At 56.8% G+C, this 13183-nt stretch carries 10 protein-coding genes and 2 tRNA genes; 9 read left to right on the top strand and 3 right to left on the bottom strand.

Annotated elements, in window-relative coordinates; translation table 11 throughout:
- Positions 1 to 135: 135 nt before the first annotated feature.
- From alr to FLT43_RS11760, 3 genes are all read left to right on the top strand, one after another.
- Positions 136 to 1329 carry an alanine racemase gene (gene alr, locus FLT43_RS11770; RefSeq protein WP_087444734.1) on the top strand — a complete coding sequence of 398 codons (1194 nt, stop codon included), beginning with the start codon at positions 136 to 138 and terminating at the stop codon, positions 1327 to 1329.
- Between the two features lie 250 nt (positions 1330 to 1579).
- Entirely contained in the window at positions 1580 to 1861 is a 282-nt protein-coding gene (locus FLT43_RS11765; RefSeq protein ID WP_040731899.1) for a CopG family ribbon-helix-helix protein, read from the top strand.
- Positions 1862 to 1864: 3 nt separating this feature from the next.
- Positions 1865 to 2215 carry a type II toxin-antitoxin system PemK/MazF family toxin gene (locus FLT43_RS11760; protein WP_087444735.1) on the top strand — a complete coding sequence of 117 codons (351 nt, stop codon included), beginning with the start codon at positions 1865 to 1867 and terminating at the stop codon, positions 2213 to 2215.
- Between the two features lie 665 nt (positions 2216 to 2880).
- On the opposite strand, the gene FLT43_RS11755 is transcribed toward FLT43_RS11760, so the two are convergent.
- Positions 2881 to 5352 carry a M60 family metallopeptidase gene (locus FLT43_RS11755; RefSeq protein ID WP_087444736.1) on the bottom strand — a complete coding sequence of 824 codons (2472 nt, stop codon included), beginning with the start codon at positions 5350 to 5352 and terminating at the stop codon, positions 2881 to 2883.
- Between the two features lie 573 nt (positions 5353 to 5925).
- On the opposite strand from FLT43_RS11755, the gene FLT43_RS11750 reads away from it, so the two are divergent.
- A complete protein-coding gene (locus FLT43_RS11750; protein ID WP_087444737.1) occupies positions 5926 to 8160 on the top strand; it encodes a Tex family protein in 2235 nt (744 codons plus the stop codon).
- A gap of 153 nt (positions 8161 to 8313) precedes the next feature.
- On the opposite strand, the gene cmpA is transcribed toward FLT43_RS11750, so the two are convergent.
- Positions 8314 to 8433: a cortex morphogenetic protein CmpA gene (gene cmpA, locus FLT43_RS11745; protein WP_006677697.1), complete on the bottom strand. Its 120-nt coding sequence runs from the start codon at positions 8431 to 8433 to the stop codon at positions 8314 to 8316.
- 183 nt (positions 8434 to 8616) lie between these two features.
- Positions 8617 to 8982: a hydrolase/acyltransferase gene (locus tag FLT43_RS11740; protein WP_087444738.1), complete on the bottom strand. Its 366-nt coding sequence runs from the start codon at positions 8980 to 8982 to the stop codon at positions 8617 to 8619.
- Between the two features lie 90 nt (positions 8983 to 9072).
- On the opposite strand from FLT43_RS11740, the gene FLT43_RS11735 reads away from it, so the two are divergent.
- The 5 genes from FLT43_RS11735 (at position 9073) to FLT43_RS11715 (ending at position 12990) form a co-directional block, all read left to right on the top strand.
- Positions 9073 to 9570 (top strand): SprT family protein, encoded by a 498-nt coding sequence (locus tag FLT43_RS11735; protein ID WP_087444739.1) that lies wholly within the window; start codon positions 9073 to 9075, stop codon positions 9568 to 9570.
- On the top strand, positions 9563 to 10390 hold the full coding sequence (locus FLT43_RS11730) for a uroporphyrinogen-III synthase (RefSeq protein WP_087444740.1): 828 nt from the start codon (positions 9563 to 9565) through the stop codon (positions 10388 to 10390). Before FLT43_RS11735 ends, FLT43_RS11730 begins: the two co-directional genes overlap by 8 nt.
- 88 nt (positions 10391 to 10478) lie before the next feature.
- A tRNA-Asn gene (locus FLT43_RS11725) sits at positions 10479 to 10554 on the top strand.
- A gap of 9 nt (positions 10555 to 10563) precedes the next feature.
- A tRNA-Ser gene (locus FLT43_RS11720) sits at positions 10564 to 10652 on the top strand.
- Positions 10653 to 10743: 91 nt separating this feature from the next.
- Positions 10744 to 12990, top strand: a complete 2247-nt coding sequence (locus FLT43_RS11715) for a helix-turn-helix domain-containing protein (protein WP_244194366.1) — start codon at positions 10744 to 10746, stop codon at positions 12988 to 12990.
- Positions 12991 to 13183: the final 193 nt, after the last annotated feature.

The raw sequence follows: 13183 nt of genomic DNA, 5'->3' as shown, positions 1-13183 counted from the left end.
ACCGCGAGCAGCGGAATTTTCCTATGTAATGGTTGGTTATTTCCATCTCTCTTTGGTTGACAGTCTCCGCCATGGGCATTAACATAGGTTTGTTACATGGAACGGGATGAACAGACATGAAGAAGGTGACTGACCATGGAGGCGTATTACCGTCCGACGCGAGCGGAGATTTCGCTGGATGCGCTGCATCACAATATGGAAGCTTTTCGTGCCGCGCTTCCGTCTGCTACGAAGCTGAGCGTCTGTGTGAAGGCGAACGCTTACGGACATGGCGCCGTGGAGATCGCGCGCGCCGCGGAACGGTTCGGAGCGGATTATGTGAACGTGGCGTTCCTGGATGAAGCCGTGCAATTGCGCCGGGCCGGCGTACAGGTGCCGATATTGGTACTGGGCTATACGCCGCCTGCCGGGATTGAAGCCGCCTTTGAGCATGATATCTCCTTGACGGTATTTACCGAGGAGTGTATCCGCAAGCTGGAGGAAGAGGCACCTGGACTGTCGGCCCGGTGCGGAGGGCGCCTGCTCAAGGTGCATGTCAAGACGGATACCGGCATGGGACGACTGGGTCTTCGCACGCCGGAGGATACGGCCGGTTGCGTGCGCCGCTTGCAGTCGATAGCGGGTGTCCTGGTCGAAGGGATGTTTACCCATTTCGCAGGTGCAGATGAGAAGGATCAAGCATACAGCCGTCTGCAGCAGGAGCGGTTCCAGGCCGTCATCGATGAGCTGACAAGACAGGAACTGTCCGTTCCGTTGATACATGCGAGCAACAGTGCGGCGGCAATGGAATTGCCTGAATCCGCATATGATATGGTAAGGGTGGGCATTAGCGCCTACGGGTTGTACCCGTCAGCCGATGTGAACCGGCAGCGAATTCAATTGCGGCCAGTGCTTAGCCTCAAGACGGCCATCGTCCATGCGAAGACGGTTACCGCTGGTGAGGCGATCAGCTACGGCATGCACTACTATACGAGCGCGGAGGAATGCATTGCGACCATTCCTGTCGGATATGCGGATGGGTATTCCCGCATGCTAAGCGGGAAAGCGCATATGCTGATCCGCGGTCAGCGCGTCCCGGTGCTGGGGCGCATCTGTATGGATCAATGCATGGTCTCGCTGGAGCCGCTCGGTCATGATGGGCCCTTGCCGGGACCGGGAGAAGAAGTGGTTCTCCTTGGCGAGCAGGGAGAAGAGCGCATTACAGCGGAGGAGATCGCCGAGCATCTCGGGACGATTCATTATGAAGTCGTCTGCATGGTTGCCCATCGTATGCCGCGCCTCTATATCGAGAGCGGTAAGCCCGTCAAAGTCATTAACCCGTTGCTGTAAGAGGAGGCATACGCCAAATCTGCCATAAATTGTGGCAATTTAGGGGAATGGCACCTTTTACCGAAATCATTTTTACATTTTCGGCAGGATTTTCACGTTGAAGAGAGAATAAGTATCAGGGATTGTCTGTAGGCAGAAGGTCTGCAACATACTCGATATGGATGTAGCATATATATGCTGTTGTATAATTTTTCTACAGAATCGACATAATGGGTACTAGGCAGCAAAGGCTTTGGGGGTGCGAGGACAGGTGGCTAATATTCAGAACACCAAACGAATTATGATCAGCTTGCCCGACCAACTATTGCAAGAAGTGGACGGTATCGTTGCTATGGAAAAATCGAATCGAAGCGAGTTCATTCGCCAAGCGATGAAGTTGTATTTGCAAGAGCGCAAGAAGCGTCACATCCGTGAATCGATGCAGCGCGGCTATATGGAAATGGCCAAAATTAACTTGACGATGGCATCCGAGGCTTTTTACGCAGAAGTCGAAGCGGATGGCACGCTCGACCGCCTGGTTAGCGGGGTGTAGACATTGATTGTAAAGCGCGGCGACGTTTTTTTTGCGGATTTATCGCCCGTCGTAGGTTCAGAGCAGGGAGGGGTGCGTCCCGTTCTCGTCATTCAGAATGATATCGGGAACCGGTTCAGCCCAACCGTCATCGTGGCGGCAATTACGGCGCAGATTCAGAAGGCCAAATTGCCGACCCATGTTGAAATTGATGCGAAGACGCATGGCTTCGACCGCGACTCCGTCATTTTGCTGGAACAGATCCGCACCATCGACAAACAACGGCTCACTGACAAAATAACGCACTTAGATGAAGAGACGATGCGCAAGGTCGATGACGGGCTGCTTATCAGCCTCGGATTGATTGATTTTTAAAACCGATACGACCGACTGAACGAGGCCTGCCTCGTTTTTTTGTTACCGCGTTTGAAAGACCTGTATCATTGGGCGGGGGCTGGCCCCTGCCTTTTTTTGTTGCCTGCTTGAGGGGCTGGCGGCATATATATGCCTCTTATGTTCAATATCCCCGAGGCTCAGAGCAGCCAAGGCCGGCTATACGAGTCATCTGTGCCTCTTATGTTCAATATCCCCATGAGTCAGAACAGCCAAGGCCGGCTATACGAAGCAATTTGTGTCTCTTACGCTCGACATCCCCGTGACTCAGAGCAGTCAGGACATTCATACCAGCCATTTCTTTCACTTTCACTATATATCCACTATCCCAACACCTCAGAAAATAAGGGATCCTGAGCGGAAGGGAGATTCCTCATAAGGGACGTTGGAGGATATTTTACCTGTTCGACAGGGAGAATAATCACAAGGATTCGAAACGAGGTGAGACCCGAATACGAACAAACGAACAACCCAAATACGAACAAGCCCTCAAGGACTTCCATTCTGAGCGGTAGGGATATTGGGCTGAAGGAACCTGGAAGGTATCCCCAAGCGAGTACCTGAACATAAGAGAAGGGACGGCGGCAACGCGCCATCCCCTTGTCGCTTTTGTGCGTATGCGGATATCTGCCTGTTTATGCTGCTAATCATTTTTCCTTGTCCTTCAATGTCCAGATCGTTTTTTTTGGCCTGGGCAATTTCATTGCCTCGACCTTGCTCTTGGCGGAAGCGGAATATTTTAGGCCCCATTTGTCGAAAAACTCCAGCAAGTTATTTCCGCTCAGTTGCGACGCCTTCGTCACGAACAAATCGATGCGTTCTTGATCGGTCTTCGGCAGCAGATCGGCAGGCATCTCGCGAACGTCATGGTTCAGCTTTGTGTACAGATCCCAGCCGTAAGCGAGCTGAAGCTGGCGGAACATGACAAGACGCGTCCAGACATCTGCCTGATTGTCATCATTGAAGTTTTTGTCCGCATTTGTCGTCTCGATGTATTTGAAGGCCGTGTCATAGATGGTCGTGCCGTCGGAGCGCTTCTGCAGCAGGCGTGACGGATTGCCGAAGTGATCCTGAATGTACAGGGAGAAAATGTTAACGGTTACTTCCGTCACCTTGCCCCAGGTCCAGGCATTTTGCTGATATTCATGGCCCGTCTCATGCCACCAACCCCATCCGTCCAGTGTTTTGATGCCATCCACGGTAACCGCATCGATGGCGGACGGATCGTTGAAGAACATGATCGGGTATCCGGCATGCATGAAGCCGGCGCTGATCTGGATGTCTCCCACATAGCGGTAAGGCAGGGAGATGCTTCGATGAGGCAAGCTTCGGTTCGGCGCCGTGCCGACGAGCTTGTCATATTCGGTCAGCATGTCGTCCCACAGCTTCAGCACTTCATCCGGATGATCGAGATTGCGGACGTACTCCGAAGGAAGGGTCAAAATGACTCGATCGGTTTGAAGCTCGGCCCAAGGCGACCCGTAATGGCGAATCGTATCCTGCCAATCCTTCAGCTTTGTCGTGCCTTTAATGTAATAGGGGGCTTGAACGCCGCCGTTCAGATTGACCGTGACGGCAGTTCCTGGATTCGGCTGTGTCGGAATCAAATAGATGAGGCCTCCATAAGGGCTTGTAATCGTATTTCTTCCCGGAGACAATGTTTCCCGCTTCGTAATAACCGGGGCGCGCTTCCAGTTGTCCAGCGACAAGCTGCTCAGGTTGTCGGTATGAGCCCCAATCTGGACATCCAGATTCGTGGTCCCTTCCGGGACATCGATCGTAATCGGCTTGCCCGCTTCTGCGTACACGCCGGTGCTGATCCAGTTCTGAGGCACGTAGAATTGGCGCAGGTAGGAGTAGGTGGAATAGTCTAAATCAACCCAAATGCGCTTGTTGGCTACTTCCGGAGCGCCGGCTTCGGCTTTCCCTGGGAACGCATCCGCGAAAGGCGATTTGGCGCCGGACGGATCGCGAAGAAGCCGTTCCATCAGGGCAGGCAGCAGAGATGCACTGTATGGCTTGGCGGGAGGCTCGACAGGCAGCGTCATGCCGCCCAGTTTGGCCGCATCCTCCTGGACCTGGGCATATACCGGGCTTGCCGGAGACAGGGAGCCGAGCGTCGAGCCCAATGTCAGGGTGATGATATTCATTTTGGCCTTGCCGTCGGAATCGGGGAACCCGATGGCGGCTTCGCCGATTGTTTTCGTTCCGGCTTCAATCGCTTTGGCTTCGGCCATAATATGGTTCGCGTCATAGTGAGCGGCCTGGGACAGATTCAGGAACGGCGCCGAACCATCCCATGTCGTGGCCTGGTTGTTCATGAGCGACAAGCCCGCCGTATTCAGGAGGCGCTGCAGCGGATAATCGGATGCGAGGGATGCAGGGGCTTGAACGGTGCCCTTCGAGACGGATGGATACTGCTCGAATACCCAGCCCTTGGCGGCGAAGACGAGGCGGCCGCCTTCCTGTATGTAGTCCAGCAGCGGCTGCACTTCCTCTTCCTCCACATAGGTATAGTCGATAAAGGCAACCGGAAATGCATCGGGATTAAGCAGAGTCTTGCCGTTCTCATCTGTGGCCGTCCATCGGTCGACATGGGTAATATCGATAGGCAGATCCGGACGGGCGGCGAAATCCGAAGTCTTCGTAATGACGGCAATACGGCCTTGTCCCGCGCGGGCTTGTTCATAGCTGAGCGGTAAATCTTCCGTAATCCAGTTCAATATGTTGCGGGCGATGATCGCATTTCCGCTCGAATCGGGCTCGGTAAGCTTGAAGTATGCCTCTCCGCCAATTGCGGCGATGCGGCCTTGGCCGTAGCGGGCCGCGGCCATAATCGAGGTTGAGCGCGGATCGGCAGCAACGGCGAAGGCATGCTCCCCGAATGCGGCCACGCCGCCGTTATAGGAATTGCCGTCCAGAGGAATGCCGTCCAGATCACGGCTGAGCACGTCGAGATCATGCTGGGAGTAGGATGGTGCAGTTGCATTTACGGAAGAAGAGAACTGCTGCCCAGATGAGGCAGGCTCGGCATGGATTTGGAGGGCAGGCTGCAGCAGGGATAAAGCGAGAGTCATTGACCAGATCGCGCGGATACCGGATAGCTTTTTATTCAACATTCGAACACTCCTTATCTCTAAATAAGTTTGGTGAAAAGGATTGCCGATAGGTTCACAGCCATAATAAACCTTGTTTTTGCATAGCCGGTTCTTCATAGGGGCGATGTTGCGTTTATATTCTCGTGCGCGATAGCGGCGCGGCGGGACAACATACCGTTGCCCGCGAGACATTACGGGCCTCCTTTCATATGGCATATGATGCATGCTGCCATTATAGTGCTCTAGTTGTGTTCTAAATTGTACATAAGCGCAACAATCTTGACAATCAGACGGAACATGATTCGGCTAAAATGCTCCTAACGTCACAGCACTTAGTCCGAAAAGCCCTGACCCAGCCGGGAAGGCTTCATATTCTCTCCGAATTCGACGTGAGCCGCCGTGGGATGCAAGGAACGGAGACAGGAAATGTCGAAGCACGTCCAGCGCAGAGTTCCCCAACGCATCCGGTCGTCTTTCTGCATATAGGCATGAAGGGCGCAATGAAGAAGAGTGTGGATTTTGCGGCTTGTTTTTGCGACAATAATGAGTAGGTTGTAAAGGGTTGCAGAAACAGGTATGGAAAGGAAGTCATACATGACCGTACGTGACGAAACGAAGGAAGTTCAAGCATTAGACGCGGCAATTGACCAGATGAAGACAAGCGAACCGGAGCGTCTCCTTCATCAGCTTACCTCGGAATTGTCTCTTGGACGCGGACAAGTCCAACGAACGATCGAGCTGTTGGACGAAGGGAACACGATCCCGTTCATCGCCCGGTACCGCAAGGAGATGACCGGCGAGCTGGATGAGACGCAGCTCCGGACGCTCGAGGAGCGGCTCGGTTATTTGCGGGGTCTGGAGGAACGGAAGCGCGAGGTGCTCCGGCTCATCAACGAACAGGGCAAGCTGACAGAGCCGCTGCTGGAGTCGATTGTCCATGCCGCGAAGCTGCAGGAAGTGGAAGATTTATACCGCCCTTACCGGCAGAAGCGCAAGACGCGCGCCAGCGTGGCGAAGGAACGCGGGCTCGAGCCGCTGGCCCAGTGGATTCTCTCCATGCCGAGGCAGGGCGATCCGCTGCAAGAGGCGTCCGCGTATGTAAATGAAGAGAAGGGCGTTAAGGCTGCGGAGGATGCGCTGCAGGGCGCCCAGGACATTATCGCGGAGATGCTGGGTGACGATCCGGATATACGCGCTTGGGTACGCCGGTATACGATGGATCAGGGTGTCATTCGCACCGAAGCGAAGGATAAAGAGCAGGAATCGGTCTATGAGATGTACTATGAATATTCGGAGCCGGTCAAGCGGCTGCCGTCCCACCGGATTCTGGCGATTAACCGGGGGGAGAGAGAGGACATCCTGAAGGTGGCGCTCGATGTTCCCGTGGACAAGATCGTAGCGTATATGAGCAAGCGCACGATCCGGGGCGTTTCGGTCGTGAACGATCTGCTGCAAGCCACAATCGAGGATGCTTATAAGCGCCTGATCGCGCCTTCGATTGAGCGGGAAGTGCGTGGGGAACTGACGGAGAAGGCGGAGGAACAGGCTATTCAAGTTTTCGCGCAAAATCTGCGCAGCCTGCTGCTGCAGCCGCCGGTACGGGGACAAACCGTGCTTGGCGTCGACCCGGCTTTCCGGACCGGCTGCAAGCTGGCGGTGGTCGACGACACGGGCAAGCTCCTGGAGGTGGCCGTCACGTATCCGACCGCCCCGCATCATAAGACGGCGGAAGCCGTTAAGACATTCAACCGGCTCGCGGATTCCTATCGCGTCGGACTGGTCGTCATCGGCAACGGCACGGCTTCGCGCGAGACCGAGCAGTTCGTGGCCGACTGGATTCAATCCCGTCCGGACTTGAAGCTTCATTACGCGATTGTCAGCGAGGCAGGGGCGAGCGTCTATTCGGCTTCGAAGCTGGCGGCCGAGGAGTTCCCGAGCCTCGATGTAGCGGAGCGGAGTGCCGTCTCGATTGCCCGCAGGCTCCAGGATCCGCTCGCCGAGCTGGTGAAAATCGACCCGAAAGCGATCGGCGTCGGACAGTACCAGCACGATGTCGCACAGAAGCGTCTGGAGGAGAGTCTGGGTGCCGTCGTGGAGTCTGCGGTCAACCACGTTGGGGTCGACGTCAATACGGCTTCCCCGTCGCTATTGTCCTATGTATCGGGCATCAATGCGACGCTGGCCAAAAATATTGTCAAGCACCGCGAGGAGAACGGCAAATTCACCGAGCGCAAGCAGCTGTCCAAGGTCGCCCGCCTCGGACCGAAGGCGTTCCAGCAATGCGTCGGATTCCTTCGCATACCGGATGGCGCGCATCCGCTGGACAATACGCCGATTCACCCGGAATCGTATCCGGTAGTCGACCGGCTGTTCGCGGAGCTTGGGGTCCGTCCCGACAAGATCGGCACGCCAGATCTGGCTGAGAGTCTGCGGAAGGTGGACGTGAACGGCTATGCGGAACGGCTGGAAGTGGGCGTCCCGACCTTGAAGGATATTATCGGCAGCTTGCTCCGTCCGGGCCGTGACCCGCGGGAGGAACTGCCTCCGGTCGTATTCCGCACGGACGTGCTTCAGATTGAAGATTTGAAGCCGGGCATGGAGCTGAAGGGAACAGTCCGCAACGTGATTGACTTCGGCGCCTTCGTCGATATCGGCATCAAAAACGACGGCCTCGTGCATATCTCGCAGTTGAGCGATCGGTATGTGAAGCATCCGCTCGATGTCGTCTCCGTCGGGGACAATGTCACGGTATGGGTACTGTCCGTCGATGTGAAAAAAGGCCGCGTTGGCTTGACGATGAAGCGATCCAGCGTCGATAACATGCAATAGGGATACCGCGTTCGCCTGCACGCGAACGCTAATAAGCCCCCGCTGGCATCCGTCGCTTAGACGGGCGCCGCGGGGGCTTCATTCGATCGGGGCTACGGCCGCCGTCCGGACATGTCCTCAGGCGCCTTGGATTTGTGGAAATAGCGCTTGCATTTACGGATGAACGCGCTGCTTCGAACGATAAAAAAACCAGCACTCGTTCAACAGCTTGATCTGGCGGCGGTCTTTCTTGTGAAAGGCCCGCATCAGCTGGTTGCATAACCATTGCGGCATGAGTATCCCTCCTTCAGCCCGGGGACGCAGATTCCTTGTTGTAACGCTATCTTATGGGCCGCCGCCGCATTTGGTGCAGGTCCGACGCAAAAAACCGGAACGAAGCGGCGGGCTTCGTTCCGGTTAGGATCGGTCGTTGCTTATTCGGTTCATTGCTTACGGCTTGTTAGGCTGACATTCCGCTTACTGGATGCCGGCAGCTTCGGCCTCCTCTTCGTACCATTGCTCCATCTGGGCCTGCAGGGCCCGTATCTCCGTCAGCAGCGCGATGAGGGGATAATGATCCTCTTGAATCCCGGCGAAGGACTGTTCCAGCCGGTTCATGTATTCCAGTCCATTGACCGCGCGCGCCTCTTCCTGCAGCAGATCCAGCTGCTCGCATTCCGCGATCGCCACGGGCAGCTTCGGCACCCGTTCCGCTGTCAGCTTACTGATTTCCTTATGCAAGCGCAGATTCAGCGCACTCAGTTGGTAGGCGTATTCGGCAGGCATCTCGACGAATTCCCAGTCGCTTCCCAGTTGAAACAGAATATAGCGCATCTTCGCCATCCGGCAATCCCTCTCTTCATCCGCAATTCTACTCTTGACAGTGTACTGGACTTCCAGTACAAATTCAAGTAGGGAAGCAGGGTGATACAGATGACCTATACGAATCAGTCGCTGCAGCAATGGGTGGAGACGGTGTCTTTGCGGGACTTCGGCAAGCCGTTCCGGCATCAAGCGCGCTATAACGGACGGCTGAAGTCGACAGGAGGCCGCTATCTGCTGGCTTCGCATCATATCGAGATCAATCCGAAGCAGCTGGAGGCCTTCGGCGAGGTGGAAGTCGAACGGATCATCAAGCATGAGCTGTGTCATTACCATCTTCATCTGGAAGGAAGAGGCTACCGGCACCGCGACCGTGAATTCAAGGAGCTGCTCCAGGCCGTGGGAGGCTCGCGCTACTGCCGTTCCTTGCCCGGCGCGGAGGGGAAGCGCAGGCTGCCTTACCGCTACCGCCTGGAGTGCATCGAGTGCCGCCACACCTATCTCCGCAAGCGGAGAGTGGATGTGACGAAATATGTGTGCGGGCGCTGCCGCGGCAAGCTTCGGCTCGTTCCGGTCCGCACAGAGACGGGGAGGAAGGATAATGGCTAAGCTGGAAGGGAAGACGATTGTCATCACGGGGCCTCGCAAGGCGGAAGAAATGTCCGCGCTCGTGCGCAAGCAGGGCGGGACGCCTTGGGTGAGACCAATGCAAGGAACGATGCTCGAGGGCTTCGAGCGGCTGGAGGCGGAAGTCGACAGGCTGCTGGAGGCTCCGGTGTCGCTGGCCGTCTGGACGACGGGCATGGGCTTGGACAGGCTGGTGGAAGCGGCCCGCGAAGCAGGCAAGGAGGAGGCGTTCCTCCGCAAGATGACGGAGATGAAGCACGCGGCCCGCGGATACAAGACGGTAAATGCGCTGAAGCGAATCGGCATCGCCCCTGCCGTCCGGGATGATGACGGCTCGACAGCCGGCCTGCTGCGCTCGCTTGACGCCAGCGGGACCGGCCTGGCCGGGCGGCTCGTCTCGCTCCAGCTGCACGGCGATCCGGCGCCGGCGCTTGTGCAGTACTTCAAGCAAGCCGGAGCCGATACAATGGAGCTGATGCCTTACCGCCATACGCCGCCGCCGGAGGATGTGCTGCGTCAGCTTGCGGGCGAGCTGCTCGCCGGGGAAGTGGATGCCGTCGCGATGACAAGCGCTCCGCAGGCACGCTTCCTGTTCGACTACGCGAAGCGGAACGGATTGACCGAGCGGCTCCTGGAGGTGTTCGCCAACCGGACATGGATGGCCGCAGTCGGCAAAGTAACGGCAGCTGCCATCGCTGAGGCAGGGGTACAGCGGATCATGATCCCCGAGGAGGAGCGGATGGGCGCGCTTATCGTGGAGCTGTCCAAGCATTTCGGGAAGGAGAGCGGGGCGGCAGAGTAGGTGCTGGGAGGGAGATGACAGAGACAACGAAATTCATCTCCCCCTGCTTGACATCTGTTCTATCCTGTGATACATTAATACTTGTCATTCCCCGATAGCTCAGTTGGTAGAGCACTCGGCTGTTAACCGAGTTGTCACAGGTTCGAGTCCTGTTCGGGGAGCCATTTTTATACGGAGAGGTACCCAAGAGGCCGAAGGGGGCGCTTTGCTAAAGCGTTAGGGTGTAACAGCCGCGAGGGTTCGAATCCCTCTCTCTCCGCCACTTATGATTTCAACAATAAGTCCCGCAAGGGATTTTTTTGTTATCTGAATGTAAGCGTTTACTTTAAGGGAGTTCAAGTAAGGGAGGCCATATGATGAATGCCAAGCGATGGTTCTACCGTCTGCTGTTCTCGTATATGCCCGTGTTCATCATCGTCGTCAGCTTCTTGTTCTTCGTCTTTTTCCAGACGCTGAGCGAACAGAGCCGGAATGACGCCATGCGCACCAATGCCTCGCTTCTGCTGCAGACGCTGCGCGCGGCCGATGCCTCGCTGAAAGCCATCGATCAGACGCTGGTCTCCGAAGTGGTGAACTCTCTGGAACTTGCCCAGTTTTTTCAACAAACGACGAATGATGACGTTCCGCTCCATATGCGAATCATGAAGCTGATGCGGCGAATGAGCGCCAGCTACCCGCTTATCGACTCGATTTACCTCGTTCGCTTCCAGGACGGCAAAGTGTTCAGCAGCAGCAAGGAATGGAGCCTGGAGCAGTATCTTGACCGGGAATTCATCGCGAAGCACCGGAATCTGAAGAGCACCGATTATCCCTGGACTGGAGCCCGGCCATTCAAGGAATTCGACTTCCAGGAACCGAAGCGCGTCATCTCGCTTGTGCGCAGCGTGCCGAATTCGGGCGGAAGCGGCGGGATGGTCGTTGTAAATGTCGCTGCCGCCTCGGTCATCTCGATGGTGAAGGACTGGTACGGAGCCGAATTGAACAGCATCCGCATCATGGATGGGGATGCTGTTGATCTGCTGTTTGATGATACCGCTAACCCTTCAGGCAAAAGCTTCAAGGTCGTCTCGAATTACATGTCTCCCTATACCGGTTGGGTATATGAGAGCGGGTTCCGCCAAGACAAGGGGGTGCTGTCCGCCGATCGGTGGTTCAATGTGTGGATTATCGGGGGAATGGCGCTTCTGCTCGCTGCGGTGGCCTGGATCGTCTATGTGACTCACCGGCATTATCAGCCGATCGCGAAGCTGGTGAACCGCGTGAACGAGATTGCCGCGACCCCGGCTTCGAAGCGGTCGGACACGGTCCGCTGGGATGAATTCGCCGTCATCGAATCGGCGCTGGATCGCATGTTCGCGGAGCGGGACCAGTCTGTCGAGCAGGGGAAGAAGGATGCGCTATTCCTGCGCAATTACACGTTCCGTCAGTGGCTGGATGGAACATATGAGGATCATCCGCTCGGAACGGCGCAGCATATTGATGTGCCGCTCTCGTCCGAACGGCCATGTCTCGTCGCCGTACTGGAGATCGACAATTACGCCGCCTTCGTCGAGGCGTATTCGAAGCGGGACCGGTTCCTGCTGCAATATGCGGCCAAGTCCGCATGCCAGGAGACCGCGGCTCAGCATGGCTGGTCCTTGTGGACGGACTGGCTGACCGGAGAGCGGTTGGTGATGCTGTGGCAGCCCCCGGAGGAGTGCGATGGGGAGCCGGTTCCGCTGGCCGAAGCCGAACGCCGGCTGGCGGCGATTGTACTGGATATGCTGGTGTGGATTAACGGCTATCTGAAATGGACGGCAACAGTAGGCATGGGCGGTACGGCGCCGTCGATCCGGGTGATCCCGCATGCGCTGGACCAAGCGCTGCGCGCCTTGAACCGGAAGCTGACCTGCGGCTCGAATCAGGTCTTGATCGAGGAGGAGCTGCGCCGGGACCCGCCGGATTTGCAGCCGTTGGCACGCTTGCTCGCCCACAGCCTGACGGGAACGGCCGCGGAACGCGAGGCCCGCCTGTCGGAATGGGTGGAACGGCTCCGCGCCGGGTGTCTGACCCGGGAGGAGGTTCGTCATGCCTGCCGCCAATGGGTGCCGGATGTGGCGCGCCGCTTGAAGAGCACGGGGGAAGAAACGCCGGAAGCTGACTGGTTGGAGCGCCTGGATTCGTGCTTGACGCTGGAGGAACTGGAGCGGACGCTGCGGGACAGGCTGGAGCGGGCGGCAGAGCGCCTGGCCTGCGCCGATCAGGAGCGCAACGTTCAGCTTATCGGCCGTGTGCAGGCCTATGTGCAGGAGCATTTCGCGAATCCGCAAATGTCGCTGAATCTGCTGGGCGATACGTTCGACATCGCGCCGAAGCTGCTGAGCAAGAACTTCAAGGAAGTAACGGGCGAGAAATTCATCGATGTCCTGATCGGGCTGCGGTTGGAAGAAGCGAAGCGGCTGCTGCGGCAGACCGAGCTGCCGGTGCAGACGATTGCGGAGCAGATCGGATATGGAGGGGCTGTCTCCTTCAGCCGGGTTTTCAAACGAATGGAAGGCATCTCTCCGGGGGAATACCGGAGCAGCTATAGCGCCGCCGCTTCGGCGGATATGGCGCAATAAATTGGGGCGACGTGCGTGCACGGCGCCCTTTTGGCGTTCACGGGGATCGTGAGTCCCCTGAACGAATGGGACAATCCCGCCAGGAAGCGACGCGCGGGAGCCTGCAAAAGTGCAGGAATTGATCGCCAGCGGAACCAGAAGCGGCTAAAAAGCTGCAACAGTGCAGTTTTTTGCCCGAAACTGTCCCGATCCG

Source organism: Paenibacillus thiaminolyticus (assembly GCF_007066085.1).
Taxonomy (GTDB): Bacteria; Bacillota; Bacilli; order Paenibacillales; family Paenibacillaceae; genus Paenibacillus_B; species Paenibacillus_B thiaminolyticus.
The sequence above is the reverse complement of the archived record's forward strand: the minus strand, read 5'-3'. Positions and strand labels throughout refer to the sequence as shown.

What these genes read in the sequence shown, in the direction of transcription:
- FLT43_RS11715 (WP_244194366.1), top strand. Translation starts at nt 10,744, where the DNA reads ATGATGAATGCCAAGCGATGGTTCTACCGTCTGCTGTTCTCGTATATG.
- FLT43_RS11735 (WP_087444739.1), top strand. Translation starts at nt 9,073, where the DNA reads ATGACCTATACGAATCAGTCGCTGCAGCAATGGGTGGAGACGGTGTCT.
- FLT43_RS11730 (WP_087444740.1), top strand. Translation starts at nt 9,563, where the DNA reads ATGGCTAAGCTGGAAGGGAAGACGATTGTCATCACGGGGCCTCGCAAG.
- FLT43_RS11755 (WP_087444736.1), bottom strand. Translation starts at nt 5,352, where the DNA reads ATGTTGAATAAAAAGCTATCCGGTATCCGCGCGATCTGGTCAATGACT.
- cmpA (WP_006677697.1), bottom strand. Translation starts at nt 8,433, where the DNA reads ATGCCGCAATGGTTATGCAACCAGCTGATGCGGGCCTTTCACAAGAAA.
- alr (WP_087444734.1), top strand. Translation starts at nt 136, where the DNA reads ATGGAGGCGTATTACCGTCCGACGCGAGCGGAGATTTCGCTGGATGCG.
- FLT43_RS11740 (WP_087444738.1), bottom strand. Translation starts at nt 8,982, where the DNA reads ATGGCGAAGATGCGCTATATTCTGTTTCAACTGGGAAGCGACTGGGAA.
- FLT43_RS11750 (WP_087444737.1), top strand. Translation starts at nt 5,926, where the DNA reads ATGACCGTACGTGACGAAACGAAGGAAGTTCAAGCATTAGACGCGGCA.